This window comes from Nocardia altamirensis NBRC 108246 (genome assembly GCF_001612685.1).
GTDB classification, from domain to species: Bacteria; Actinomycetota; Actinomycetes; order Mycobacteriales; family Mycobacteriaceae; genus Nocardia; species Nocardia altamirensis.
Genome location: NZ_BDAY01000065.1, coordinates 1 through 24,818 on the forward strand (window position 1 = coordinate 1; position 24,818 = coordinate 24,818).

27 protein-coding genes are annotated in these 24,818 nt (G+C 67.6%); 17 read left to right on the forward strand and 10 right to left on the reverse strand.

The genetic code is table 11. The features are described from left to right. The 3 genes from NA11_RS29940 to NA11_RS29950 all read right to left on the reverse strand — a co-directional run. Positions 1-452 (reverse strand): hypothetical protein (locus NA11_RS29940; RefSeq protein ID WP_439957113.1); only part of this gene is annotated, 452 nt, incomplete at its 3' end. A gap of 159 nt (positions 453-611) precedes the next feature. Continuing rightward, the gene (locus tag NA11_RS29945) at positions 612-1,523 is read right to left on the reverse strand and encodes an SDR family oxidoreductase (protein ID WP_069165389.1); all 912 of its coding nucleotides are present in this window, start codon (positions 1,521-1,523) and stop codon (positions 612-614) included. A 22-nt stretch (positions 1,524-1,545) separates the two neighbouring features. Beyond that, positions 1,546-2,334, reverse strand: coding sequence for an SDR family oxidoreductase (locus NA11_RS29950; RefSeq protein ID WP_069165390.1), 789 nt, complete (start codon positions 2,332-2,334; stop codon positions 1,546-1,548). Positions 2,335-2,455: 121 nt separating this feature from the next. On the opposite strand from NA11_RS29950, the gene NA11_RS29955 reads away from it, so the two are divergent. From NA11_RS29955 to NA11_RS29975, 5 genes are all read left to right on the forward strand, one after another. Next, positions 2,456-3,220, forward strand: coding sequence for an enoyl-CoA hydratase family protein (locus NA11_RS29955; protein ID WP_069165391.1), 765 nt, complete (start codon positions 2,456-2,458; stop codon positions 3,218-3,220). Between the two features lie 37 nt (positions 3,221-3,257). Next, entirely contained in the window at positions 3,258-4,142 is an 885-nt protein-coding gene (locus NA11_RS29960; protein ID WP_218023400.1) for a CoA transferase subunit A, read from the forward strand. Beyond that, positions 4,139-4,897: a CoA-transferase subunit beta gene (locus tag NA11_RS29965; protein WP_069165392.1), complete on the forward strand. Its 759-nt coding sequence runs from the start codon at positions 4,139-4,141 to the stop codon at positions 4,895-4,897. The genes NA11_RS29960 and NA11_RS29965 overlap by 4 nt, the downstream gene beginning before the upstream one ends. After that, positions 4,894-5,955 carry an NAD(P)H-dependent flavin oxidoreductase gene (locus tag NA11_RS29970; RefSeq protein WP_069165393.1) on the forward strand — a complete coding sequence of 354 codons (1,062 nt, stop codon included), beginning with the start codon at positions 4,894-4,896 and terminating at the stop codon, positions 5,953-5,955. The genes NA11_RS29965 and NA11_RS29970 overlap by 4 nt, the downstream gene beginning before the upstream one ends. A gap of 225 nt (positions 5,956-6,180) precedes the next feature. Then, the gene (locus NA11_RS29975) at positions 6,181-6,504 is read left to right on the forward strand and encodes a heavy metal-binding domain-containing protein (protein WP_218023404.1); all 324 of its coding nucleotides are present in this window, start codon (positions 6,181-6,183) and stop codon (positions 6,502-6,504) included. Between the two features lie 16 nt (positions 6,505-6,520). Here NA11_RS29975 and NA11_RS29980 read toward each other — a convergent pair whose 3' ends face one another. Beyond that, positions 6,521-7,048 carry a MarR family winged helix-turn-helix transcriptional regulator gene (locus NA11_RS29980; RefSeq protein WP_084655195.1) on the reverse strand — a complete coding sequence of 176 codons (528 nt, stop codon included), beginning with the start codon at positions 7,046-7,048 and terminating at the stop codon, positions 6,521-6,523. Here NA11_RS29980 and NA11_RS29985 point away from each other — a divergent pair. From NA11_RS29985 to NA11_RS30005, 5 genes are all read left to right on the forward strand, one after another. Further along, positions 7,047-8,609: an MFS transporter gene (locus NA11_RS29985; RefSeq protein ID WP_069165395.1), complete on the forward strand. Its 1,563-nt coding sequence runs from the start codon at positions 7,047-7,049 to the stop codon at positions 8,607-8,609. The two genes, NA11_RS29980 and NA11_RS29985, sit on opposite strands and share 2 nt — an antisense overlap. A 226-nt stretch (positions 8,610-8,835) precedes the next feature. After that, positions 8,836-9,360, forward strand: a complete 525-nt coding sequence (locus NA11_RS29990) for a DUF3558 domain-containing protein (protein ID WP_084655196.1) — start codon at positions 8,836-8,838, stop codon at positions 9,358-9,360. A gap of 4 nt (positions 9,361-9,364) precedes the next feature. Then, the gene (locus NA11_RS29995) at positions 9,365-9,751 is read left to right on the forward strand and encodes a hypothetical protein (protein ID WP_069165397.1); all 387 of its coding nucleotides are present in this window, start codon (positions 9,365-9,367) and stop codon (positions 9,749-9,751) included. Next, the gene (locus NA11_RS30000; RefSeq protein WP_069165398.1) at positions 9,748-11,052 is read left to right on the forward strand and encodes a hypothetical protein; all 1,305 of its coding nucleotides are present in this window, start codon (positions 9,748-9,750) and stop codon (positions 11,050-11,052) included. The genes NA11_RS29995 and NA11_RS30000 overlap by 4 nt, the downstream gene beginning before the upstream one ends. A gap of 3 nt (positions 11,053-11,055) precedes the next feature. Continuing rightward, positions 11,056-11,832, forward strand: a complete 777-nt coding sequence (locus NA11_RS30005) for an ESX secretion-associated protein EspG (protein ID WP_069165399.1) — start codon at positions 11,056-11,058, stop codon at positions 11,830-11,832. A gap of 6 nt (positions 11,833-11,838) precedes the next feature. Here NA11_RS30005 and NA11_RS30010 read toward each other — a convergent pair whose 3' ends face one another. The 5 genes from NA11_RS30010 to NA11_RS30030 all read right to left on the reverse strand — a co-directional run bounded on the left by NA11_RS30010 (position 11,839) and on the right by NA11_RS30030 (position 16,774). Further along, entirely contained in the window at positions 11,839-13,029 is a 1,191-nt protein-coding gene (locus NA11_RS30010; protein ID WP_141717919.1) for an acetyl-CoA C-acetyltransferase, read from the reverse strand. A gap of 56 nt (positions 13,030-13,085) precedes the next feature. After that, on the reverse strand, positions 13,086-13,691 hold the full coding sequence (locus NA11_RS30015) for a TetR/AcrR family transcriptional regulator (protein WP_069165400.1): 606 nt from the start codon (positions 13,689-13,691) through the stop codon (positions 13,086-13,088). A 61-nt stretch (positions 13,692-13,752) separates the two neighbouring features. Further along, complete coding sequence (locus tag NA11_RS30020; protein WP_069165401.1) at positions 13,753-14,490, reverse strand: hypothetical protein; 738 nt, start codon at positions 14,488-14,490, stop codon at positions 13,753-13,755. A gap of 200 nt (positions 14,491-14,690) precedes the next feature. Then, positions 14,691-15,485: an SDR family oxidoreductase gene (locus NA11_RS30025; protein ID WP_069165402.1), complete on the reverse strand. Its 795-nt coding sequence runs from the start codon at positions 15,483-15,485 to the stop codon at positions 14,691-14,693. Positions 15,486-15,559: 74 nt separating this feature from the next. After that, positions 15,560-16,774 (reverse strand): acyl-CoA dehydrogenase family protein, encoded by a 1,215-nt coding sequence (locus tag NA11_RS30030; RefSeq protein ID WP_141717920.1) that lies wholly within the window; start codon positions 16,772-16,774, stop codon positions 15,560-15,562. Positions 16,775-16,851: 77 nt separating this feature from the next. Between NA11_RS30030 and NA11_RS30035 the strand changes: the two genes are divergently transcribed. From NA11_RS30035 to NA11_RS30065, 7 genes are all read left to right on the forward strand, one after another. Next, positions 16,852-18,402, forward strand: coding sequence for a FadD3 family acyl-CoA ligase (locus NA11_RS30035; RefSeq protein ID WP_069165403.1), 1,551 nt, complete (start codon positions 16,852-16,854; stop codon positions 18,400-18,402). After that, the gene (locus NA11_RS30040; protein ID WP_069165404.1) at positions 18,402-19,286 is read left to right on the forward strand and encodes an enoyl-CoA hydratase; all 885 of its coding nucleotides are present in this window, start codon (positions 18,402-18,404) and stop codon (positions 19,284-19,286) included. The genes NA11_RS30035 and NA11_RS30040 overlap by 1 nt, the downstream gene beginning before the upstream one ends. Continuing rightward, entirely contained in the window at positions 19,287-20,429 is a 1,143-nt protein-coding gene (locus NA11_RS30045) for an acyl-CoA dehydrogenase family protein (RefSeq protein ID WP_069165405.1), read from the forward strand. After that, positions 20,426-21,430 carry an acyl-CoA dehydrogenase family protein gene (locus NA11_RS30050; protein ID WP_069165406.1) on the forward strand — a complete coding sequence of 335 codons (1,005 nt, stop codon included), beginning with the start codon at positions 20,426-20,428 and terminating at the stop codon, positions 21,428-21,430. Before NA11_RS30045 ends, NA11_RS30050 begins: the two co-directional genes overlap by 4 nt. A 73-nt stretch (positions 21,431-21,503) precedes the next feature. Next, positions 21,504-22,556 carry an acyl-CoA dehydrogenase family protein gene (locus tag NA11_RS30055; protein WP_069165407.1) on the forward strand — a complete coding sequence of 351 codons (1,053 nt, stop codon included), beginning with the start codon at positions 21,504-21,506 and terminating at the stop codon, positions 22,554-22,556. Positions 22,557-22,643: 87 nt separating this feature from the next. Then, on the forward strand, positions 22,644-23,138 hold the full coding sequence (locus tag NA11_RS30060) for a MarR family winged helix-turn-helix transcriptional regulator (protein WP_069165408.1): 495 nt from the start codon (positions 22,644-22,646) through the stop codon (positions 23,136-23,138). A gap of 34 nt (positions 23,139-23,172) precedes the next feature. After that, positions 23,173-23,925, forward strand: a complete 753-nt coding sequence (locus tag NA11_RS30065) for a DUF427 domain-containing protein (RefSeq protein WP_069165409.1) — start codon at positions 23,173-23,175, stop codon at positions 23,923-23,925. Here NA11_RS30065 and NA11_RS30070 read toward each other — a convergent pair. Continuing rightward, positions 23,918-24,799 (reverse strand): phosphotransferase family protein, encoded by an 882-nt coding sequence (locus NA11_RS30070; RefSeq protein ID WP_069165410.1) that lies wholly within the window; start codon positions 24,797-24,799, stop codon positions 23,918-23,920. The genes NA11_RS30065 and NA11_RS30070 overlap by 8 nt on opposite strands. Positions 24,800-24,818 lie beyond the last annotated feature (19 nt).

The window sequence follows — 24,818 nt, forward strand, 5'->3', positions numbered from 1 at the left end:
GCGCCGACACCGGCGGAACCCGTCGCGGCGAGTGCCGCTGCCCCGGCGGAGCCGGTCGCGCCGAGTGCGGCCGACCCGGTGCCGAGGATGACACCGAGTCCGGCCGAACCTGTGCCAAGAGTCACACCAAGTCCTGCGGAGCCGGTGGCGAGGACCGCGGCGAGCCCGGCCGAGCTTGCGGCAGCACCTGCCGAACCGGCCGCCGCCGAGCCGCCGGTCGCCGCAGAACCGGCGGCGGAACCAGCGGCCGAGCCGGAGCCGATAGCGGGATTGGTCGGCACCGCGCTGACTTGGGACGGCTGTCCAGGAACGGCTAGCGGTTGCCAGCCCCCGGTGTCGTAGGGCGGCGGAGCGGGGTCAGCGGCGCACTGCGGGCACTTGCCCGACGGCTGCGCCTCGGCCGCGATCGGCCCCAGCAGCGCAAAGCCGGCCACAATCCCAGCTACTGCCACTACACGGAGTGTGCGACCAATGGTCATGCGCCGAGCCTTCCCCTCAGTGATAAAGCGCAGATCTTGCCCGGTCGCGACTCTCACACGGGACTTTTAACGGATCGGGGCCCATGATAAACCCCTACTGTTACGCCCGGAGGAAGAAGGGCGGATGCCCGATCAGGCCCCGTATACTGCCTCCGGCAGCATCGCCTTGGCTATCAGTCCAGCAACCACCGGGCCGAGCTCCTCGGGCGCCCACCGCGCGCCCCGATCGACCGCGACACCGTGCCGCCAGCCCTCGGCCAGCGCCACCTTGCCGCCCTCCACCTCGAACATGCGCCCGGTGACGCCCGCCGATTGTGGGCTGCCGAGCCAGACGACGAGCGGGGAGACGTTCTCCGGAGCCATCGCGTCGAAGCCATCGTCCGGCTTGGCCATCGTCTCCGCGAAGACGCCCTCGGTCATCCTGGTGCGTGCAGCGGGGGCGATCGCGTTTACTGTGACGCCGTAGCGAGCGAACTCCGCGGCGGCCGTCAGCGTAAGTCCCGCAATACCGGCCTTCGCGGCCCCGTAATTGCCCTGACCGACGCTGCCTTGCAGTCCAGCGCCCGAGCTGGTGTTGATGATGCGGCCGTCGACAGGGCGACCTGCCTTGGCTTCCCCGCGCCAGTACTCGATGGCGTGCCGCATGGTGACGAAATGCCCCTTGAGATGGACGCGGATCACCGCATCCCATTCGTCCTCACCGAGGTTGACCAGCATCCGATCTCGAACGAAGCCTGCGTTGTTGACCAGCACGTCGAGCCCGCCGAAGGCGTCGACGGCCTGCCGGACCAACCGCCTGGCGCCGTCCCAGTCCGCGATGTCGTCGCCGTTCGCCACGGCACTGCCGCCGAGCGCCACGATCTCCGCGACCACCTGCTCGGCGGGCGTCTCGCCGGTCGCGGCGCCGTCGAGCGCCGAGCCGAGGTCGTTGACCACCACGCTGGCCCCCGCCGCGGCGAAGGCGAGCGCGTGCGCACGACCGATGCCGCGGCCGGCGCCGGTGACGATGACGGTGCGGCCTGCGCAGATCTGCTCGGTATCCATCTGTCCTCTTATCTCTGTGTCTTCAGGACTGCCGACCGACGGCTGCGGTGGACGCGGCCAGGAAGGCGGGGCGTTCACCACCGCCGTGCACCAGCAGGGCGGCGCCGCTGACGTAGGCGGCCAGCGGGGAGGCAAGGAAGGCGGCACAGCGGCCGACGTCGTCGGGCGTCGCCATCCGGCCGAGCGGGATGGTCCGGCCGACCGCGTCGACGCCGTCCTGGTCGCCGTAGTGCAGCCTGCTCTGCTCGGTGTCGACCGGGCCGACGATCAGGGAGTTGAGCCGCACCCTGGGCGCCCATTCGACGGCGAGCGACGCGGTCAGGTTGTCGATGCCCGCTTTGGCCGCGCCGTAGGCGGCGGTGCCCGGCGACGGCCGGTGGCCGCTGACGCTGGAGATGTTCACGATCGAGCCGCCGTCCGGCTGCTGCTGCATCACCGCGTTGGCGGCCTGGGAAACCAGGAGTGGCGCAAGCAGGTTCAGCTCGACGATCTTGGCGTGGAAGTTCTTGCTCGCGTCGGCCGCCAGCGCGAACGGGGCCCCGCCCGCGTTGTTGACCAGGCAATCGAGGCGCCCGTAGCGCTCGCGAATTGTATCGATCAACACACCTACGGAATCCGCGTCGCGAATATCACAGGACAGAAAGTCGATGGCACGGCCGTCGGCCTCGATCGGCGCCTCGGCGGGCCGCCTTGCGCAGGCGATCACCGTCGCGCCTGCCGCCAGAAAGACCCTGCTCACACCCGCGCCGACGCCGCGGACGCCGCCGGTCACCAGAACGATGCGGTCGGCCAGGTCGATTTCGAGTGCCACCGTGCTAACCTACCAAGCAACTGCTTGCTTTGCCAATGCGCTGGGTGTATTCGCCACCGGGCTCACCACCATCGGGCGCTGCGTCGAGGAACAAGCCGGGCCAAACACGATGGGACATGCGATGGGGATCAACCGTCACTCCGAATCAACCGGCATCACCGTGGTCACGGTCGACTACCCGCCGGTCAATGCCATACCGACCGACGGCTGGTTCGACATCGCCGACGCGATCCGCGAGGCAGGGCGCGACCGGGAAACGCGAGTCGTGGTGCTGCGCGCGGAGAATCGCGGATTCAACGCAGGCGTCGACATCAAGGAAATCCAGAGCAAGCCGGGCCATCAGGCGCTGATCGACGCGAATCATGGCTGCTTCGAGGCGTTCGCGGCCGTCTACGACTGCCCCGTCCCGGTCATCGCGGTGGTGCATGGCTTCTGCCTCGGCGGCGGCATCGGGCTGGTCGGCAACGCCGATGTGGTGATCGCCTCGGACGACGCGACTTTCGGGCTGCCCGAGGTCGATCGCGGCGCGCTCGGCGCCGCGACGCACCTGTCCCGGCTGGTGCCACAGCACTTGATGCGGGCGCTGTTCTACACCGCGAGCACCATCACCGCGCAGCAGTTGCAGCACTACGGGTCGGTGTACCAGGTGGTGCCGCGCGCCGAACTCGATGCCGCGGCAATGGAAGTCGCCAAGAACATCGCGGCCAAGGACGGCAGGGTGATCCGGGCGGCGAAGCGGGCGCTCAACGGCATCGACCCGCAGGACGTGCACCGCAGCTACCGGTACGAGCAGGGCTTCACCTTCGAACTCAACCTCGCCGGTGTCGCCGACGAGATCCGCGCCAGATTCGACGACGACCTGGCGGCGCGCAAGGCCGACAAGTAATCCGGAACGCCGCCAATCAGACAGGGATCAGAAAGTCATGCGAGACAAGCGAATGTCGCTCGACGAGGTCGTCGGCGAGTTGCGCAGTGGAATGACCATCGGCATCGGCGGCTGGGGGTCACGGCGCAAGCCGATGGCGCTGGTGCGGGCCATCCTGCGGTCGCCGATCACCGACCTGACCGTGGTCAGCTACGGCGGGCCCGACCTCGGGCTGTTGTGCTCGGCCGGGAAGGTGCGCAAGGCGTACTACGGGTTCGTTTCGCTGGATTCGGCGCCGTTCTACGATCCGTGGTTCGCGCACGCCCGCACCTCCGGCGCGCTGGTGGCGCGCGAAATGGACGAGGGCATGCTCAAGTGCGGGCTGGAGGCGGCCGCGGCACGGCTGCCGTTCCTGCCGATCCGCGCCGGGCTCGGGTCCGATGTGCCGAACTTCTGGGACGGCGAATTGCGCACCGTCACTTCGCCATATCCGGATGATGCGGGGCGCACCGAGACGTTGATCGCGATGCCTGCGCTGAATCTCGATGCGGCGCTGGTGCATCTGAACATCGGCGACCGGCACGGCAACGCCGCCTACACGGGCGTCGATCCGTACTTCGATGATCTGTATTGCCTGGCCGCGGAGCGCAGGTACTTGTCGGTGGAGCAGGTTGTCGAGACCGAGGAGCTGGTGAAAGCCGTTCCGCTGCAGTCGCTGCTGCTCAATCGGATGATGGTGGACGGTGTGGTCGAGGCACCCGGCGGTGCGCACTTCACGCTGGCCGGGGACAGCTACGGACGAGACGAGAAGTTCCAGAAGCACTATGTGCAGTCGGCGAAGACGCCCGCGGCGTGGCAGCAGTTCGTCGAGAAGTATCTGGCTGTCTCCGAAGACGAGTACCAAGCGGCCGTCCGCGAGTTTGCACAGGAGGGTTCTCGATGAATTCCACCGAGACTGTTACCAGAGCCGAGGTCTGCGCTGTTGCCTGCGCGGAGATCTTCAGTGGCGCAGGAGAAATCATGGCGAGCCCGATGTCGCCGATGTCGATTATCGGGGCTCGACTTGCGAAGCTGACCAGTGAGCCCGACCTGCTGCTCTCCGACGGTGAGGCATTGTTTTTCGCCGACACTCCCCCGCTGGGCGGCAAAGCTCCGATCGAAGGCTGGATTCCGTTCCGTAGAGTGTTCGACGTGGTCGCCTCCGGCCGACGGCATGTGGTGATGGGCGCCAACCAGATCGATCGATACGGCAATCAGAACCTGTCCGCGTTCGGTGCGCTGCAGCAGCCGACCCGGCAGATGTTCGGAGTCCGCGGTGCTCCTGGCAACACGATCAATCACGCAACCAGCTACTGGGTTTCGCGGCACACCACTCGGGTGTTCACCGACCGCGTCGACATCGTCTCCGGTGTCGGCTACGACAAGCTCGATCCGGCCAACCCGGCATTCCGGTTCCATCACCTGCACCGGGTAGTAAGCAACCTGGGCGTCTTCGATTTCGAGGGCCCTGACCACACGATGCGGGCGCGCAGCCTGCATCCCGGCGTCAGCGCCGCCGAGGTCGCGGAGAACACCTCGTTCGAGATCCACGGCCTCGCCGACGCAGGCGAAACAAGACTGCCGACCGCCGAGGAACTGCGGCTGATCCGGGATGTGCTCGACCCCAAGACGATTCGCGACACCGAGGTGCCGTCATGACCGGCAGGCTGCGGACCGCGCTGACCGACCTGGTCGGCATCGAGCACCCCGTCGTGCAGACCGGCATGGGCTGGGTGGCAGGCCCGAGCCTCGTCTCCGCCACCGCAGAGGCAGGCGGGCTCGGCATCCTCGCCTCGGCAACCATGACCTACCCGGAGCTCGCGGCCGCGATCGCGAAGACCAAGGCGCACACCACGAAACCGTTCGGCGTGAACATCCGCGCCGACGCCTCGGACGCACCCGAACGCATCGAGCTGCTGATCCGGGAAAAGGTGGCCGTCGCGTCGTTCGCGCTCGCACCGAAGCAGGACCTCATCGCCAAGCTGAAAGATGCAGGAGTGGTGGTGATTCCGTCGATCGGCGCCGCCAAGCACGCGGTGAAGGTGGCGTCATGGGGCGCCGACGCCGTCATCGTGCAGGGCGGCGAAGGCGGCGGGCACACCGGCCCGGTGGCCACCACGCTGCTGCTGCCGTCGGTGCTGGACGCGGTGGATATTCCGGTGGTCGCGGCGGGCGGCTTCTTCGACGGCCGTGGCCTGGCCGCCGCATTGGCTTACGGCGCGGCCGGTGTCGCGATGGGCACCCGTTTCCTGCTCACCCAGGAGAGCACCGTGCCCGAGGCCGTCAAGCAAGAGTATCTGCGCAGGCAGCTGCAGGACACCGTGGTCTCGACGAAGGTCGACGGCATGCCACATCGCGTGCTCAACACCGAACTGGTGCAGCGCCTGGAACATTCGGGTCGCACCCGCGGTCTGGCCGCCGCAGTGGCCAACGCCGCCAAGTTCAAGAGCATGACCGGCATGAAGTGGTCCACCCTGGTCCGCGATGGACTGGCGATGCGAAAGACCAAGGACCTCACCTGGTCTCAGGTCGTCATGGCCGCCAATACGCCGATGCTGCTGCGCGCGGGCCTGGTCGAGGGCAACACCCAGGCGGGCGTGCTCGCCGCGGGACAGGTCACCGGCATCATCGAGGACCTGCCGACCTGCCGTGAGCTCATCGACCGGATCGTCGCCGACGCGGTCACCCGGATCGAAGAACTCCAGAAGACGCTCTGACCTGGCCAGCGCGAATGCCCCGACCAGGGAAGCGGGGCATTCGCGGGTGGCAAGCACAGTGACTCGCCGCAGTACGGCCGTGGCCGTACGATCCCGCTCATGAACCAGCCGATGCCGCCGCAACCGCAGCAGCAGCACTTTCCGCAGCAGCAGCCCGGATACGCCCAGCCACCGCAGCCCGGGTATCAACAGCCGCCGCAGCAGCAGCCGGGACCGCAGTTCCCGATCCTCGTCTCGACGATGAACGACGTGCCAGGTCACCGGGTCGTCCGCGTGTTCGGCGAGGTCGCAGGCCTGACCGTGCGCAGCCGCGGCCTCGGCTCGAACATCGCCGCCGGCTTTCGCTCGCTCGGCGGCGGTGAGATCACCGAGTACACCCAGCTCCTTTACCACTCCCGTCACGAAGCGATCATGCGGATGTGCCAGCACGCCATGTCCTTCGGCGCCAACGGCATTCTCGCCATGCGCTTCGACTGCAACGAGATCGCCCAGACGATGAGCGAGGTGGCCGCCTACGGCACCGCCGTTCTCCTGGAGCCCGAGAAGTAGGCGCCCGTCACCTCGGTCAGCTGAAGCGGCAGGCCTCCGACATGCCTTCCATCCAGTCGCGGATGGTTTCGCGTTGTTCGGGGGTGAAGCGGGATTCGAGTTCGGCTTCACGGCGGATCACCGCTTTGCGGGCTTCGGTGAAGCGGGCTCGGCCCGCCTCGGTGATGTGGATCTGGTGGGTGCGGCGGTCGGTGGGGTTGGGGCGGCGTTCGATCAGGCCCTCGGCCTCGAGGCCGCCGAGCATTTCGTTGGCGGCCTGACGGGTGCTCGACACCTCGCGGGCGATGTCGGCGACCGACATGCCCGGATGCGCCTGCGTCATCATCAGGGTGGCGTACTGCGAGGTCGACAGCCCGAATTCCTTGAGCTCGGCGCCGATTGCGGCGCGCATGTCGAGCCATACCTTGCGGACCATGAAGGTCAGCGATCCAGGCTTGTTCCGGTTGCCGCCCACGGCAGAAGCCTCCTCAGAGATTGACAGGTTCCTGACGATCGAGCACACTTCGGTCGTCAGGTTCTTGTCGATCGTATCGAAGGTTTTCATGACCACGCCTCCGACCTTGCCCAAATCTCGGCAACAGTTGATCCTCGCCGTACTCCTGGTGTCCTCCCTGCTGATCTGGCTGGACAACACCATCCTCAGCACCACGTTCGAAACCCTCGCCGACCCGGTCCGCGGACTCGGCGCCGATCCGGCCCAATTGCAATGGGCCACCGGTTCATACACGCTGGTCTTCGCCACCTTGATGTTCACCGCGGGCGCATTGGGCGACCGCTTCGGCCACCGGACCGTGCTCCTCGCAGGCATGGCGATCTTCGGCGCCGCCTCCGTGTGGGCCGCATACGCAAGCGACGCAAGCCAATTGATCGCCGCGCGGGCCGTGATGGGCGCAGGCAGCGCGCTGATCATGCCCGCCACCATGGCCATCCTCACCTGGACGTTCACCGGGCCCGCGCGGGCCAACGCAATCGGACTCTTCTCCGCCTCCGCAGGCGTCGGCTTGGCGGCCGGGCCACTGCTGGCCGGGGTATTGCTCCAGCACTTCTGGTGGGGCTCAGTGTTTCTCGTCAACGTGCCGGTGGTCGTCCTCGGCCTGATCGGGATCGGCGCGCTGGTCCCGAACTTCCGCAGCCCGACACCGCGGCCACTGGACCCGGCCGGACTGCTGCTGTCGATCAGCGGGCTCGCGGCGCTGGCCTACGGGCTGATCCGGGCCGGGCAGGTCGCCTCGTGGAGCCGACTCGATGTGTGGGCACCGATCACCGCAGGGCTGATCCTGCTTACCGCCTTCGTGCTCGTCGAATTGCGGATCCGGCAGCCGAGTTTCGATCCACGGCTCCTCGCCGAGCGCACATTCGGCGGCGGCAACGCCGCACTCGGCCTGCTGTTCTTCGCGATGACCGCCGTCGGCTTCTACGGTGCGTTCTATCTGCAAGGGGCGCGCGGCTTTTCGGCGCTCGAGGCAGGCCTGGCGAGTTCCGCTGCCGCGATCGGCGTGATGATCGGCGGGCCGCTCGGTGTGCGGCTGGTCCGTCGCTGGTCGCTGCGCCCCGTCGCCGGAACCGCACTGGTCGTGGCCGGGCTCGCGATGGGCAGCTTCGGGCTCTTCGATCTGCACACCCCGATCATCTGGAACGAGATCGTGCTGCTGGTGCAGGGGCTCTCGATCGGCATGGTCATCAGCCCGGTCACGGCAGCGCTGATGAACACCCTTCCGCTGGAGCGCGCCGGCGCCGGATCGGCCGTCACCAACACGGTGCGTCAAACCGGCAGCGTGCTCGGGATCGCGGTCGGCGGCACCATCATGTCGATCGCCTACCGGCGCGGGATCGAAGGGTCGCTGTCCGACATTCCCGGCCCGGTGCAGGATCAGGCGCGCGCCTCCGCCGAACTGGCCAGGCATGTGGCAGGCACGATCAGTCGGCCTGACCTCGCGCACGCCGCCGACAACGCGTTCATCCACGCGATGCACGTCGGCACCGTGTGGACCATGCTGATCGCGCTGACCGGGGCGGCCGTGCTGATCCTCACCATTCGGCCGGATCGCAAGCCGACGGAGCTGGAACCGGAGCCGGTCGAGATCCTGGAACCGGCCGCCGGATGACCGATTGACGGCGTTCACCTCGTCGCCGTGGGGAGCCGCCAGGGCATGGCGGCTCCCCACTTGGCGTGCTTGCAACGTTGTGAACTGGAACGTACCGTCAATCGGAGTTGCAAGGGGGCACGGAAATCGGCCCGGACCTGTCTGTATTGCGCACAACGGCGACGGTGAGGAACGGATGACTAGCAGGGGGAATGTGCTGCGTGGTCTAGTCGTCGCGGTCGGTGTGATGGTGGTTTCGGCGGGGTGTGGAGATCCCACCGAGGGAAAACCGACTGCGAGCGGGACCACGGCTGTCACGACTGCCCCGTCGAAATCGGCAGACGCTGACGCTGGACTGTGGGATCCGTGCAGCTTGCCCGACTCTGCGCTGTCCGCAAGCGGGCTCGATCCTTCAACCAAAGAAAAGGATGTCGCAGGCGTCGACTTCGAAGGGTGGAAGGTGTGCGATTGGCGGTCGACCGCGCAGTGGTACAACCTGTCGATCTTCTCGGGGACTCCCACCCTGCAGGACGTCCGAAAGCGCCCCGACTACGAAGCATTCGCGCCGCTTACCGTCGGTACACGGCAAGCAGTGCAGTACCTGTCCGTAAACGACAAGAAACGGCTCAACTGCTACGTCGCAGTCGAGCTTCTACGAGGCACAGCCATATTCAAGGCGCAGACCAACTATTCGATAGGTAAACAAGGCGACCCATGCGCCGAGGCACGTCGTCACACGGACGAACTGGCTAAGTACCTACCCGGGAGCTAATGAGATGGCCATTGAGTTTGGCGTCGATCCCACGGAATGGCGCAAGGTTCTCGACCTGGCGAATTCTGGTGAAATACTGCTGGATCCGGAAGTCGGCAGAGGTTTGGACCGGGTGTGCGACGACTACCTTGGTCAGCTGGACGGCCTGCTGCGGACAGTCGCACGCGTTGAAGACATCTCTGGATTCGGCCCGTTCCCGTCAAGCCTCGCCTTGCAGGAGAAGTTCAAACTCAAGGCCACCGGTGGCGACCGGTCGATGGACGCCGTGCTGATGCAGCACATCGACGCCGTCAAACTTGCGAAACAGGTTGTCGCCAAAGCGATTTCGAACTTCCAGGAACAAGATCAATCCAGGGCCGACCAATTCACCGGATTGGATGTGCCGCAATGACATACGACGACTACCGTGCCCGCATCATCGCGGCCCAGGAGCAGTGGAATCGCGAGCGGCAGAACATCTACGACTTCACCCGCCGGATCGATGAGACCTTCGACGGCGAGTTCGAACCGCCGAAGATTCCGGGCCCGGACAACTACGACTCGATGAGCCTGGCACAGATGGTCGACGCGGTGAACTCGATGCGGCCGAGCGCCGCACACGAGGCATCACAAGCATGGCTGAACATCAGCATGAATCTCACCGGCGCCACCGAGGCGTTCAACAGGGAGTTCGCCCGCACGATCTCCGGCGCGTGGACCGGCAAGTCCGGTGCGGCGGCGACCAAGGCGGTCAACGACTACAGCGAGAAGTCCAAAGCGCTGGCCAGCGCAACGGGACTGGTGAGTTTCAAACTGTCGGAACTGCATACCGGCCTGAATCAGACCCAGGCATTGATGCCGCAGGCGACCCAACGCCCGGATCTGATGGGCAAGACGCTGCCGCAAAACGGTGCGATGAAAGCCGGTGACTATTCCGAAGAGGAAGCGACACAGGAGGCGCGGCGCATCTTGCGCACGGTCTACGGTCAGGTCGCGAACCAGACCGATCAAGGTGTTCCGGTGTTGCCTGCCGCCCCGAGCATCGTCGAGGACTCACCGAAGCCCAACTCCGCACCCAGCCAGGAGAATTCGCCCGGCACCACGAATTCTCCCGGAGCACAGGAGAACTCCACCACCGGCGAACCTGGCTCGACAGAGCAAGAGTCCAAGGCGCCCGACCAGCAGGCCAACGATCCGACACAGCCAGCAGGAACCGATCCGTCGGCGCCAGGATCGCCCGCCACAACCACGGCGGGCACGGAGTCTGGGACACCGTCGAACGTTCCGACGACCACGTCCCCGAACACCACGAACACCGGCAGCCCAAGCACCGGCAACCCGAATCTCACCACTGCGACCCCTACCCCATCGCGTCCCCTCAGCACCTCCCCTGGAACACCCGGCCGCCCCAATATCCCTGGCACACCAGGAACTTCGGGAACCCCGGGCACACCAAGCCCAGGCCGCAGCATCCCGGGATCACCCCAACCCGTCGCCGCCCCGGCTGCCGCGGTCGCACGCACCGACGGCACAACCGGCCGCCCCGGCGCAGGCGGAACCGGCATCGCACCGGGCATGGCAGGTAAGGGCAAGGACGACGAGCAGGAGAAGTCCGGCACAAAGGACTACCTGATCACCCAGGCGAACGGCAACGAGGTCACCGGCCTGGATTCGTTGCCGAAGGCGGTGCCACCGGTCCTCGGTAGCGACTGACGCATGACTGACTGGCGCTTCACCGGTCTCGAGTTCGAGCTGCTCTGGTCGGCTTACGGCCGTGACCGACTACCGTATCCGCTGCAATACCGTGCCGAGGCAGCCGATTTCAGCGATCTCAAGCAACAACGGGAAGCCGCGGCCGACGCGCTGATGAACCGGTACGCCGAGGACTTGGAACGCGCACTCGACGTACTCCTGGAGCCGGAGGCCCGCATCGAATCGAAGGGTCTCGGCGAAACCCCGTCGAACGTCTTCCGATTCCACGCCGGAATACGGGGTGGGCTCGGCGCGACCCTCGTCCAACTTCCTGGCCACGCCGCGGACACCGGTTCGGACGTGATCGTAAGCTGGTGCCCCGCAACACAGGTCGCCAAGCGGGCAGTCGCCGCCCTGCCGCGCACGCCTCCCGGCACCCATCCGCCGATCGAGGTCCGCCGCGAAGAGGTCGCCGCCGACCGCGAACGCCACGTCCGCCGCCCCTACGAGGTGAGCATGGCCGAGCAGCTGGACCGGATCTTCAAGCGCCGCAGGCTCGGCCTCGGCGAGATCACCGTCTTCGCCGGTGCGGCCGTCGACGCCCGTCCCGCCTTCGGCCGCGGCTTCTGGTGGATGGACTACGAAGACGGCCGCTACTTCGTCAAGACCGGCGATCCGATCGTCGCCAGACCGCTCGACGCCGCGACGATGACCGCCGAGATCAACCGTCTCCTAGCCCGCACCCAGCGCTTCTTCCGCGAGGACCGCGACCACGACCGGTCCATCGGCTCGCAGTGGTAGCAACGATCAGCTGTCGAGCCGCTCGATGATGGTCGCGTTGGCGGTGCCGCCGCCTTCACAAATGGTGAGCAGCCCGTAGCGGCCGTTGATCCGCTCCAGCTCGTTGAGCAGCGTGGCGAAAAGCTTTGCGCCGGTTGCTCCGAGGGGATGGCCGAGCGCGATGGCGCCGCCGTTGACGTTGACCCGGTCCGGGTTCGCGCCGGTCTCCTGCAACCAGGCGAGCACCACCGGCGCGAAGGCCTCGTTGATTTCGATCAGGTCGATGTCATCGATGGTGAGGCCGGTCTTTTCGAGCGCCCACTTGGTGGCCGGGATGGGCGCGGTGAGCATGAAGATCGGATCGGCGCCGCGCGCGCTGACATGGTGGATGCGGGCCCGCGGCCGCAAACCGTATTCCTGTACCGCCCAGTCGGAGGCGAGCAGTGTGGCGCTGGCGCCGTCGGAAATCTGGCTCGCCACCGCGGCCGTGAGCGGGCTGCCTTCGGCGAGCGGCGGCAGCGACGCCATCTTCACCAGGCTGGTCTCGCGGGGTCCCTGGTCGATCCAGAAGTCGCCGACCGGAACGATCTCGTTGTCGAAGCGGCCGTTCTTGATGGCATCGCGCGCCCGCTCGTGGCTGCGCAATGCCCAGTGCTCCATGTCTTCTCGGCTGATGCCCCACTTTTCGGCGATCAGCTGCGCCGCGTGGAACTGGGTGACCTCGGCGCTGCCGTAGCGGTGGTCCCACCCGTCGGAGCCGGCGAACGGCGTCTCGAATCCGTATTCCTTGCCCGCATACATGGCCGCGGAGATCGGGATGGCGCTCATGTTCTGCAATCCGCCCGCGACGATCACTTCGGCGGTGCCGCTCATGATGGCTTGCGCGCCGAAATTAATGGCCTGCTGGCTGGATCCGCATTGCCGGTCGACGGTGACGCCGGGGACTTCCTCCGGGTATCCGGCCGCCAACCATGCGGTGCGGCCGACGTTTCCGGCCTGCGGGCCGACGTTGTCGACGCAGCCGACGATCACGTCGTCGACGTTGCCAGGGTCGATCGGGTTGCGGTCCAACAGACCTCGCAGCGCGGCCGCGCCGAGATCGGCCGGGTGCACGGCGGCCAGCGCGCCGCCGCGCTTGCCGACCGGGGTGCGCACGGCGTCGATCACGTAGGCGTCCCGCAGCGGGGCGTAGGGGCGGCGGGCGGCTGGTGCTGACATCTGAGAACTCCTACGTGGTGTGCTTGCGAACAGCGCGACGGGCCGCGTCGCGCGGATTAGGTCGCCGTGAGCCCGTCCAACACGATGGTCAGGTACTGCTTGGCGAGGTTGTCGACGGTGATGGGGCCGCCTGGCTGATACCACCGCACCGCGACCCACACGGTGTCGCGCAGGAACCGGTAGGCCAGTTCGACATCGATCTCGGGCCGGAAGCTGCCGTCCTGCACGCCGTTGGTCAGCACCCGGTGCCAGAGCTCGCGAAACTCGCGGTTGTATTCGGCGATGTAGGTGAACCGCTCGGCGGTGCGCAGGCGCTTGGCCTCGGCCTGGTAGATCGCCACCGCGGCGTGATGCCGGTCGAACGATTGGTAGGACGCGAGCACCAAGGCTTCCAACGTGTCTCGCGAGCTGAGCCCGGCGGCGACGATCTCGCGGTAGTGCCCGAACAGGTCGTCGAGGAAGCCGCGCAGGATCTCGTCGACCATCGACTCCTTGGAGTCGAAGTGGTGGTAGAGGCTGCCCGATAGAATCCCGGCCGCGTCGGCGATGTCGCGCACGGTGGTGGCGCGCAGTCCACGCTCGGCGAACAGCTGCGCCGCGAGCGTGAGCAGTTCATTGCGCCGTGCTGATTTCGATGCGTCGGGTGCGGTCACAACCGCCATAATACAACCAAGCGTTTGCTTGGTACAGGGTGGTTGGCAGGAGTGTCGGGCACCAGGACGTTCAGCGCACCGAATAACGCAGCGGGGAGGAGACGGATAGATCGGCTAGGAGCCGGTCGCAGATCACCACGGGCGAGATGCCGGCCCGGGCCATGCGCGCGACCAGCGCGAGTCGTCTTTCGCAGCTGTCCCATTCGACGGTGAGCTGCCCGCGGCCCGGCCCGGCATCCACGGTGGCCATCACCCGCGGTGGGCCGTGCGGCACCGGCTCCTCGATCAACTTGAGCACCATGCCGCGCTGCCACGCCCGATAGGTTTCCATGTCGGCGCCGGTCACCAGCTTGTCGGTGGCGGCGCAGAGTCCCTGCGCGATCTCCTCGTCGAAGGCGACCCGATCGAACCGGAACTTGCGACACTTCGCCACCACATCGAGCAGATCCGCGCGCACCTCGCACAGCACCGCGGCCTGCCGATGCCTGCGCCGGTCCTGATCGGTCTCCTGGATCTCCCGATAGTCGGGCCCGAGCCCGAGTCGTTTGGCGCGCTCGCGATCTCGCGCCAGATCGGCGCGCAACGCACCGCGTGGATCGCGCGCGACAGCACCCTCGTCGATCGCGAATTGCTCGAGAATCTGCGCGGCCCGCATCGCGGTGGCACATTCGGAATCGTGGTCCATCAGCTCCGCGCCGAGCGTGAGCGCGGCCAGCACCATACTGTCCAAGCGGCGCCGGGCAAGCACCACTTCGCACACCAAGTCGAGTTCCAGTTGTTCGCGGGCAGCTGGGCTATCCAGGCCCATAGCCATCGCCCCTTTGGAGAGTGCGGGATCCGATTCACCCAGCATGGCACACCCCGGCGGCATCTGGCGCTGCCTTTTCTACCTGATCAGCCGCCCATTTGCCCGCAGTGCGCTGGACGCCGTAAGGCGTTCGCACTCAGGCGTGCGCAGCCACTCATCCGCTCTGTCGCAGCCGTCCGAACGGACCCTTCAGCGGACGCTCAGGCGCGCTGGCTACTGACCGAGACGACCTCGCCGGTGAGATACGAGGTGTAGTCGCTCGCCAGCATCGCGATGGTGGCGGCCACTTCCCACGGCTCGGCGGCCCGGCCGAAAGCTTCACGCTCCGACAGCTGATCGAGCAGTTCGGTCGAGCTGACCTTGTCCAGGAAGGCATGCCTGGCGATGCTCGGCGCGACCGCGTTGATCCGCACGCCGAGTTCGGCGGCCTCGATCGCGCTGCACCGGGTCAGCGCCATCACGCCTGCCTTGGCCGCGGCGTAATGGGCCTGACCGTGCTGCGCGCGCCAGCCGAGCACGCTGGCGTTGTTGACGATCACGCCGCCGTGGCCCGCCGTGCGGAAGTAGCCGAGTGCGGCGCGGGTGCAGCGGAAGGTGCCGTTGAGGGTGATGTCGAGGACGCGGTCCCACTGCTCGTCGGTCATGTCGACCACCGGTGTCTCGCCGCCGAGTCCGGCATTGTTGACCATGATGTCGATCCGGCCGATCGCCTCGGCCGCGCCATGCACGAGCGCGTTCACCTGTTCGGTGCTCTGCACATCGCAGGCGATCGAGGCGACCTTGCGTGCCGGGAACTCGGCGGCCAGCTCGGCCGCCGTCTCGGCCAAACGCCGCTCGTGCCAATCGGAAACGACTACATCGGCGCCCTCGGCGAGCAGCCTGCGCGCCGTTGCGGAGCCGATCCCGGTGCCTGCGGCGGCGGTGACGACGGCGACGCGCCCGGTCAGCAGGCCGTGCCCGGGAACCGGTTGCGGCGCAACGGAAAGGCCGCTCACGGGCTGTGTCTTATTGGCCGTGAGCGCGGGCCCTCCGTGGTTACGCTGCGCTACCGCCTCCGGGCCTGACCCGCTCACGGCCGGGCCTCCCGCGGCAGTCCGAGCACCCGCTCGGCAATGATGTTGCGCTGCACTTCGTTCGAACCTCCGTAGATGGTGTCGGCGCGGGTGAACAGATACAGCCGCTGCCATTCGTTGAGATCGTGCTCGTCGGCCACCATGCCTGCCGGACCCAGCACGGCCATGGCGAGTTCGCCGAGGCCGCGATGCCAGTTGGCCCACAACAGTTTCGCGACCGAGGCCTGTCCACCGTCGTCGACGCCGGCGCCCTCCATGGTGCGCATGGCATGGGCGCGCAACACCCGAAGCCCGACCCAGGCCCGGTCGATCCGGTCCGCGATCAGCGGGTCGTCGGCGGCGCCGGTGCGGCGAGCCAGCGCCTCGATGTCGGCGAGCTCCCTGGCGAACCTGATCTGCTGGCCGAGCGTGGAGATGCCGCGCTCGAAGGTCAGTGTGCCCATGGCGATGCGCCAACCGTCGCCAGGCGCGCCGACCACCAGATCCGCTGCCGTGCGCGCATTGTCGAAGAAGACCTCGTTGAATTCCGATGTCCCGGTCAGCTGGATGATCGGGCGCACGTCGATGCCGGGCTGCCGCAGCGGAACCAGCAGGTAGGAAAGTCCTTTGTGCCGAACGGAACCGCGCTCGGTGCGGGCGATCACGAAGCACCAGTCGGCGACGTGGGCCAGCGAGGTCCAGATCTTCTGGCCGTTGATCGACCACTCGTCACCGTCGAGCTGCGCCGCGGTATTGATGGCGGCCAGGTCCGAGCCGGCGCCAGGCTCCGAATAGCCTTGGCACCACAGCTCACGCACCGTGCGGATGCCGGGCAGGAAGCGGTCCTGTTGCGCCGCGGTGCCGAAGGCGAGCAGCGTCGGGCCGAGTAGTTCCTCGCCGACGTGCGAAACCCGGGCAGGCGCATTCGCTTTCGCGTACTCCTCGTGGAAGATCACCTGCTGGCGCACGCTCGCCGCGCGGCCGCCGTGCTCGGTCGGCCAGCCGAGGCAGGTCCACCCCGCGGCGGCCAGGTGCTGGTCCCACGCGAGGCGCTCATCGAACGCCTCGTGCTCCCGGCCCGGCCCGCCGAGCCCACGCAGCTCGCGGAACTCACCGTTCAGGTTCTCGGCGAGCCACTCGCGCACCTCGGCGGCGAATTGCGCGTCCTGCGTCGCGGAAAACCGCCCGCCCTGCGCGGCCGTGTCGGATTCTGAGGTCTGGATCGCACCCACGCCGGTAGGATAACCTACCAAGCACTTGCTTTGTAGGGCACTTGCCTAAGTGCCCGCCGCGGAAGGTAAGGACAACCGTGACAACCCCTGCTCAAACGACACCGCAGGCACTGCAGCATGCCGCGCGCACCTTCGGCGCCGCACCCGCGCTGGCCGATGGCGAGGTCCGGCTGGACTGGACGCAGCTGCTCGCCGCGGTCGAGGAGGTGGCAAGGGCACTGATCGCGCGCGGCGTGCACGCGGGCGATCGGGTCGCGATGTGGGCGCCGAACACCCATCACTGGGTGGTCGCCGCGCTGGCGGCGCACTACGCGGGTGCCGCCCTGGTGCCACTGAACACGCGCTACGTCGCCGACGAAGCCGCCGACGTGCTGCGAAGGGTGGACGCGAAGGCGCTGTTCATCGCGGGCAGCTTCCTCGGCAGGGACCGGCTCGTCGAATTGCACGAGGCCGCACCCGATCTCGCCATCGACACCATCGTCGTCATCCCCGTCGAAGGTGGCGAGAACACCGATATCGCCGCGCTGGACTGGTCCGAGCTGGCCACCGTCGCCGAGCCGGTCACGCTCGCCGCGGCACGGCAGCGCGCGGCCGAGGTCGGGCCCGACGACATCGCTGACATCCTGTTCACCTCCGGCACCACCGGGCGCAGCAAAGGCACCCTGGTCGCGCACCGGCAAGCGCTCGCGGTAGTGCGTGCCTGGGCGGAGTGCACCACGCTGAACCGCAACGATCGGTACCTGGTGGTCAGCCCGTTCTTCCACAACTTCGGGTACAAGGCGGGCATCCTCGCCTGCCTGGTCACCGGCGCGACCCTGGTGCCGCAGGCGACCTTCGACGTGCCTGCCACCATGCGCACGGTGAGCGAGGAGAAGATCACCGTGCTGCCCGGCCCGCCGACCATCTATCAGACGATCCTCGACTTCACCGACCGCGACGACTTCGACTTGAGTAGTTTGCGCGTTGCGGTCACCGGCGCCGCGACGGTGCCGGTGGTGCTCGTCGAACGGATGCGATCTGAGCTGAAGTTCGACGTCGTCGTCACCGGTTACGGCCTGTCCGAGGCCGCCGGGTTCGGCACCATGTGCCGCGCCGACGACGACGCGGAGACCATCGCGAACACCTGCGGCCGCCCGATCGCCGACTTCGAACTCCGGCTCGCCGCCAACGGCGAGGTGCTGCTTCGCGGCCCCAACGTGATGCTCGGCTATCTCGACGATCCCGAAAGTACCTCGGCCACCATCGATTCCGACGGTTGGCTGCACACCGGCGACGTCGGCACGCTCGACGAGCGCGGCTATCTGAAGATCACCGACCGGCTCAAGGACATGTACATCTCCGGCGGCTTCAACGTGTACCCGGCCGAGGTGGAACAGGCGCTGGCCCGGCTCGACGGTGTCGCCGAATCCGCGGTCGTCGGGGTGGCGGATGCCCGAATGGGCGAGGTGGGCAAGGCTTTTGTGGTCCGCAAGCCCGGCGCGCAGCTCACCGAGGACCAGGTGCTGGCGCACGCCACCACGGTGCTCGCCAACTTCAAGGTGCCCCGGTTCATCGAATTCCGCGATCAGCTGCCCTACAGCGCCGCCGGGAAAGTGCTCAAGCGTCAACTACGTGAGGAGAATTCGTGATGTCGGAACCGATCCCGGACGAGGGTGAGGTCGTCACGTACGAGGTGCGCGGCCGCACGGCAATCGTCACCATGAACCGGCCCGACTACCGCAATGCGCAGAACTCGGTGATGACCTACGCGCTCGACGCCGCCTTCGAGCGCGCCGTCGAGGACCCCGAGGTCGGCGTGATCGTGTTGGCTGGCAACGGCAAACACTTCAGCGCCGGGCACGATATCGGCACCCCTGGCCGCGATCATCACATCCGCTATCCGAACAAGGCCGCGCTGTGGTGGGACCACGTGGACAAGGTCGGCGGCGATCAGCGCTTCGCCCGCGAGCTCGAGGTGTATCTCGGCATGTGCAGGCGCTGGCGCGAGATTCCCAAGCCGACCATCGCGATGGTGCAGGGTGCCTGCATCGCGGGCGGGTTGATGCTGGCCTGGGTGTGCGATCTGATCATCGCCTCGGACGACGCCTTCTTCTCCGATCCTGTGGTGCGCATGGGCATTCCGGGTGTCGAGTACTTCGCGCACCCGTGGGTGATGGGTCCGCGCGCCGCCAAGGAATTCCTGTTCACCGGTGACCGGTTCGGCGCGGCGCAGGCCAAGGAGTGGGGCATGGTCAACCGGGTGGTGCCGCGCGCCGAGCTGGAGGCCGAGACGCTGGCACTCGCCGAGAAGATCGGCGCGATGCCGCAATTCGGGTTGGCACTGACGAAGAAAGCGGTGAACCAGGCCGAAGACCTGATGGGCATGCGCGCAGGCATGGACTCGGTGTTCGGGCTGCATCATTTCGCGCACGCGCACAACGCCGAAGTCGGCGCCGACTCGCTGGGCGGCATGAACGCCAAAACGATGAAGGCGACAGCGACCGGCGACGCGGCACAGAACGGGGCTTCGTAGGTGGATCTCGATTTCGACACGGCGACACAGGAATTCCAAGCGGAGGTACGCGAGTTCCTCGCGGCGAACAAACCCGAGCAGCCGCTGCCCTCGATGGACACCAAAGCGGGCTTCGAGGCGCACCGGGCATGGGAACGCACGCTCGCCGACGCCGGCCTGTCCGTGGTTGCCTGGCCGCAGGAGTACGGCGGCCGGGACGCCTCACTGCTGGAGTGGGTGCTGTTCGAGCAGGAGTACTACGCTGCGGGCGCCCCGGGCCGAGTGAGCCAGAACGGGATATTTCTGCTTGCGCCAACACTGTTCGAACACGGCACGCCCGAACAGCTGGCCAGAATCATGCCGAGGATGGCGCGCGGCGACGACATCTGGGCCCAGGCATGGTCGGAGCCGGAAGCGGGCAGCGACCTCGCAGGCATTCGCTCGACGGCACGGCGCACCAACGGCGGCTGGCTGCTGAGCGGGCAGAAGACCTGGAGTTCGCGTGCGTCCTACGCGGATTGGGCCTTCGGGCTGTTCCGCAGCGATCCCGAGGCCGAGCGGCACAAGGGGCTGACCTACGTCATGTTCCCGCTCACCGCGGACGGTGTCTCGGTGCGGCCCATTCCGCAGCTGGACGGTGAGCCAGGATTCGCCGAGATCTTCCTCGACGAGGTGTTCGTGCCCGATCGCGACGTGATCGGCGCGCCGGGCGAGGGCTGGCGGGTGGCGATGAGCACGTCGAGCAATGAGCGCGGTCTCTCGCTGCGCAGCCCCGGCCGGTTCAGCGCGACGGCGCAACGGCTGATCGATCTCTGGCTGGACACCGGGGACCGGGCCAACACCGCGCAGCGGGATGCGGTGGTAGACGCCTGGATCGGCAGCGAGGCGTACCGGCTGCACACCTTCGGCACGGTGACCAGGCTCAACGAGGGCGGCAAGCTCGGCGCGGAATCGTCGATCACCAAGGTGTTCTGGTCCGAGCTCGATATCGCGATGCACGAGACCGCGCTCGACGTGCTCGGCGCCGACGCCGAACGAGCCGGACCGTGGACCGACGGCTATCTGTTCTCGCTGTCCGGGCCGATCTATGCGGGCACCAACGAGATTCAGCGCAATATCATCGCCGAGCGGCTGCTCGGACTACCGAGAGGAAGCAGCCGATGAGATTCGCGCTAAGTCCCGAACAGCTCGACTTCGGCACCAGCGTGCGCAAGCTGCTCGACGCGGGCCGCACGCCGGCGGCCGTGCGTAGTTGGGCGGTCGGCGATCCGCGGCCGGGGCGCGCGCTGATCCAGCAGTTGGCGGGTGCGGGTGTGCTCGGCCTGGCGATCGACGAACAGCACGGTGGTGTCGGCGCCGAACCGATCGATCTGGTCGTCGCGTTCATCGAGCTCGGCCGCGCCGCGGTGCCCGGCCCGCTGATCGAGACCGCGGCCGTGCTACCCGCACTGCTGCAAGCACTTCCGGATCAGGCACCGGCCGCACGCTGGCTGCCCGGCTTCGCCGAGGGCGCCGCGCTCGGCACCATCGCCTTCGCCACGCCCGATCAGCGCGGCGTCGCGTTGGATGCCGATGCCGCAGAAGTAGTCCTGGTCGCGGAGGACGGAAAGCTTTCCACGGGGCAGCAGACCGGAATAGTCCGGTCGATCGATCCGGCCCGCCGCCTGTTCGACGTGACCGCCGACGCGACGGTGGCCGAAGGCGATGCGGTGCGCAACGCCGTTGCCCTCGCGTTCGACACCGGCGCACTGGCGTGCGCCGCCCAGCTGCTCGGCGCAGGACGGGCCCTGCTCGACGCCACCACCGGATATGCCAAGCAGCGCAAGCAGTTCGGCAAGCCGATCGGCGAGTTCCAGGCCGTCAAACAGAAACTCGCCGACGTGCTGATCGGGCTGGAGCTGGCCGAGCCACTGCTCTACCGTGCCGCGCTCACCCTCGGCACTGCCACCCGCGCTCGCGATGTGTCCGCCGCCGTGATCGCCGGTGGCGACGCGGCCTATCGTGCGGCCAGGGCCGCGCTGCAGGTGCACGGCGCGATCGGCTACACCGCCGAATATGACCTGTCGCTGTGGCTGACCAAGGTCACCGCGCTCCGATCCGCCTGGGGCACAGCCGATCTGCATCGGGCCAGGGTCGCCCGCGCGCTCAGCGAGGCGCAGTCATGAGTGAACGAAGTGAGCGAATCATGTGCCAGCGCGCCGTGCGCATGACGGAGCCGAGCGCAAGCGAGGCGCAAGCATGAGCACCGAGCATCAGGAGTTCGCCGCCTCGGTGCGCGGACTCCTCACCAAGCACGCCGGACCCGCCGCCGTGCGTGCGGCGGCGCAGACAGACCTTGGCTACGACCCGGCGCTGTGGCGGCTGCTGTGCGAACAGATCGGGGTGGCGGCGCTGGCCGTGCCCGAGGAGTACGGCGGGTTCGGGGCGAGCCTGGTCGAATCCCTGCTGGTGGTCGGCGAACTCGGCCGCACACTGGCCGGAGTTCCAATGCTCGGGTCGGCCGTGCTCGGCGCACAGGCAGTGCTGCTGTCCGGCGATACGCAGGCGTGCGCCAGGCTGCTACCCGAGGTAGCCGTTGGCTCCCGCACCCTCGCGGTGTGCTGGGCAGGCGAAAGCGGCTGGGACCGGCCAGGAGTCGCCGAATCCGGCGGAACACTCACCGGCACGGCACATTACGTGCTCGACGGCATCGGCGCGCACACGCTGATCGTGGTCAACCCAGACGGCTTCTTCGAGGTCGACCCGACCGCGGCCGGGGTGACGCGGACCGCGGCGCCGACCATGGACCCGACCCGCAAGCTGACCACCATCGCGTTCGAGTCGGTCGCCGCCCGGCGCCTCGGCACTGCCGATGCCGCGCCCGCCCTGGCCCGATTGCGCGAGATCGCTTGGGCCGCAGTGGCTGCCGAGCAGGTCGGCGCCGCCGAGCGGTGTCTGGAGATGACCGTCGAGTACAGCAAGTCCCGGGTGCAGTTCGGCCGGGCGATCGGCAGCTTCCAGGCGCTCAAGCATCGGATGGCCGACATGTACGTGCTGCTGGAATCGGCCAAGTCGGCCTCGGCAGCGGCCGCGCTCGCAGTCGCCGAGCAGAGCCCGACTGTCGCCGAGGACGTCTGGGCCGCCCGCGTGCACTGCTCGGAGGCGTTCACCGCGATCGTCGCCGAGACCGTCCAGCTGCACGGTGGCATCGCCATCACGTGGGAGCACGACGCGCACCTGTACTTCAAGCGAGCCCATGGCACCGCGCAGCTCTTCGGCACACCGCGTCGTCCGCTGCCGCAGACCGCCTGAGTTCCCTCTCGAAGCCCCGGCGAGCCCGCTCGCTGGGGCTTCGACCGAGGCCGATTGGCCACATGGATAGTTAGCTTATGTAATAATATGCCTGTGCGGCACGCTCAGGTAACCACAGCAGATGACATCATCGTCGATCTTCTCGTCACCGCGGGCAGGCTCACCCGGCTGGCCGGTGTCATCAGTCGCGACGACCTGCCCCGCGCCGTCCTGCGGGCACTCGCGGTGCTCGACGAACACGGCGCCGTGCGGGTGAGCGAGTTCGCCAGGATCGACCGCTGCTCCCAGCCCGCGGCAACGACGCTGATCGGCAGGCTGGTCGCGGATGGCTTCGCGACCAGACGCAAGGACACCGAGGACTCCAGGGCCGTCGTCGTCGAACTCACCCAGGCCGGGCGCAACCGGCTCACCCAGGCGCGCAAGGCCTTCGCCACCGCACTCACCACCCGGCTGGACAGCTTCGACACCGCGCGGCTCGCGCAACTCGACACCGATCTCAACGAACTGCTGGATGCACTGAAAACGGCTACGCGACAGCCGCACAGCGGCACCGAGCCCGCAGCGGTCGCCGTCGGCGACTGAGCCGACGGCCCGGCCGGGAGTACCGTCGAATGGTATGGGCGAAGTACAGCGAGGGCGGGTAAAGATCGAGGCCGGTCACAAGCGCGTGCGGGTCTATCTCGGCGGGCAGATCGTGGCCGATACGACGCGGCCGGTGCTGGTGTGGGAGAGTCCGCACTATCCGACGTACTACCTGCCGGTCGCGGATCTCCACGCGAAGCTGGAGCCGACCGGGAACAGCCGTCGATCCCCGAGCCGTGGCGACGCGCTCGAATACGACGTGGTCATCGATGGCACCACCGCGGCGGCCGCGGCACTGCGCTATCACGATTCACCGCTGACCGAGCTGAACGATCTGGTGCGGCTCGAGTGGGCCGAGATGGACGAATGGTTCGAGGAGGACGAGCCGGTGTACGTCCATCCGCGCGATCCGTACACCAGGGTGGACATCCTCGGCAGCTCGCGGCATGTGCGCGTCGAGATCGACGGCGTCACCGTCGCCGACTCGCACTCGCCGCGCATTCTGTTCGAAACCGGGCTGCCCGCACGGTATTACCTGCCGATGACCGATGTGCGGATGGATCTGCTGCGGCCGACGGACACCCACACCAGTTGCCCGTACAAGGGCACCGCCGACTACTGGACCGTCCGCGTCGGCGACAAGGACTACCGGGACTACGTGTGGGGCTATCGGACACCGCTGCCGGAGAGCCAGAAGGTCGCCGGGCTGGTCTGCTTCTACAACGAGAAGGTCGATATCTATCTCGACGGCGAGCTGCTGGAGCGGCCGCACAGTCCGTTCAGCTGAGCCGGTAGCCGGTGAGGCCGTCCGCCAGCTCGGCCGCGTCACCGTCCCGGTGGGCGGCCAGCGCCTGCTGAAGCGCGAAAGTTCCTTGGATGACGGCGATTCGGGCAGCGAGGTCACCGTCGGCCGGGTGGGCCAGTTCGAGCAGGGCACGCAGCACCGGTGTGCCGTAGCCTGCACCGAGCGCGGCATAGTCCTCGGCGGGGTCGCCGAGGGCCGCATCGTCCCAGTCGACGACGCCGCGCAGTTCGGGTCGGCCGGTGATGTTGTCCCACAGGAGGTTTGCGCCGCCGAGGTCGCCGTGGACGATTGTGCGGGTCAGGTGTGGCAGCGAGTCGAGTGCGGACAGCTCACGTTCGGCTCGTTCCCGCCCTGCGGTGTCCATCAGTGGATACAGCTCGGCGCGAACACCGTCAGCGAATTCGCGCCAGCGACAGGCAGTGGTCGACGGAAGCAACTCGCGTAGCGCGTCGTTACGGCCTGCCACCGACAACCTGACCAGCAGCGCATGGCATTGCCGGGCAACGGCTTCCGCGATCGTCCGCTGCTGCGTCACGGCGTAGTCCAGTGGCGCGCCAGGGATCCGCGTCAAGACGAGATACGGCACCTGCTCATCAGGCCCGGCGACGGCGAGCGGTTCCGGAACCGCGACGCCGAGGGCGATGTCGGCCAGCGCCCGCAGCACACCTGCACAGGCAGGTAGTCGTGCCGCCGCCGCCTCGGTGCGCGCCAGCCGCACCACCCGTGCCGATCCGAGCACCACGAAATGGAACTGGCCCTCGTGCACGGTGAGCTCAGCCGACGTCGCGCCGGGCAGCAGCCGACCGAGCAACTCCCGGTGCGCCTCGATCAACCCGCGCGCAGCTGCCGATTCCATGCCTGGATACCTACCCGCC

Bases quoted from the DNA above. Each gene is read 5' to 3' on its own strand.
- NA11_RS30055 (WP_069165407.1), top strand. From the start codon at position 21,504: ATGAGCACCGAGCATCAGGAGTTCGCCGCCTCGGTGCGCGGACTCCTC.
- NA11_RS29995 (WP_069165397.1), top strand. From the start codon at position 9,365: ATGGCCATTGAGTTTGGCGTCGATCCCACGGAATGGCGCAAGGTTCTC.
- NA11_RS29970 (WP_069165393.1), top strand. From the start codon at position 4,894: ATGACCGGCAGGCTGCGGACCGCGCTGACCGACCTGGTCGGCATCGAG.
- NA11_RS30070 (WP_069165410.1), bottom strand. From the start codon at position 24,799: ATGGAATCGGCAGCTGCGCGCGGGTTGATCGAGGCGCACCGGGAGTTG.
- NA11_RS30020 (WP_069165401.1), bottom strand. From the start codon at position 14,490: ATGGGCCTGGATAGCCCAGCTGCCCGCGAACAACTGGAACTCGACTTG.
- NA11_RS30015 (WP_069165400.1), bottom strand. From the start codon at position 13,691: ATGGCGGTTGTGACCGCACCCGACGCATCGAAATCAGCACGGCGCAAT.
- NA11_RS30050 (WP_069165406.1), top strand. From the start codon at position 20,426: ATGAGATTCGCGCTAAGTCCCGAACAGCTCGACTTCGGCACCAGCGTG.
- NA11_RS29980 (WP_084655195.1), bottom strand. From the start codon at position 7,048: ATGAAAACCTTCGATACGATCGACAAGAACCTGACGACCGAAGTGTGC.
- NA11_RS29985 (WP_069165395.1), top strand. From the start codon at position 7,047: ATGACCACGCCTCCGACCTTGCCCAAATCTCGGCAACAGTTGATCCTC.
- NA11_RS30060 (WP_069165408.1), top strand. From the start codon at position 22,644: ATGCCTGTGCGGCACGCTCAGGTAACCACAGCAGATGACATCATCGTC.
- NA11_RS30000 (WP_069165398.1), top strand. From the start codon at position 9,748: ATGACATACGACGACTACCGTGCCCGCATCATCGCGGCCCAGGAGCAG.
- NA11_RS29945 (WP_069165389.1), bottom strand. From the start codon at position 1,523: ATGGATACCGAGCAGATCTGCGCAGGCCGCACCGTCATCGTCACCGGC.
- NA11_RS30010 (WP_141717919.1), bottom strand. From the start codon at position 13,029: ATGTCAGCACCAGCCGCCCGCCGCCCCTACGCCCCGCTGCGGGACGCC.
- NA11_RS29955 (WP_069165391.1), top strand. From the start codon at position 2,456: ATGGGGATCAACCGTCACTCCGAATCAACCGGCATCACCGTGGTCACG.
- NA11_RS30065 (WP_069165409.1), top strand. From the start codon at position 23,173: ATGGGCGAAGTACAGCGAGGGCGGGTAAAGATCGAGGCCGGTCACAAG.
- NA11_RS29960 (WP_218023400.1), top strand. From the start codon at position 3,258: ATGCGAGACAAGCGAATGTCGCTCGACGAGGTCGTCGGCGAGTTGCGC.
- NA11_RS30005 (WP_069165399.1), top strand. From the start codon at position 11,056: ATGACTGACTGGCGCTTCACCGGTCTCGAGTTCGAGCTGCTCTGGTCG.
- NA11_RS29990 (WP_084655196.1), top strand. From the start codon at position 8,836: ATGGTGGTTTCGGCGGGGTGTGGAGATCCCACCGAGGGAAAACCGACT.
- NA11_RS29965 (WP_069165392.1), top strand. From the start codon at position 4,139: ATGAATTCCACCGAGACTGTTACCAGAGCCGAGGTCTGCGCTGTTGCC.
- NA11_RS30040 (WP_069165404.1), top strand. From the start codon at position 18,402: ATGTCGGAACCGATCCCGGACGAGGGTGAGGTCGTCACGTACGAGGTG.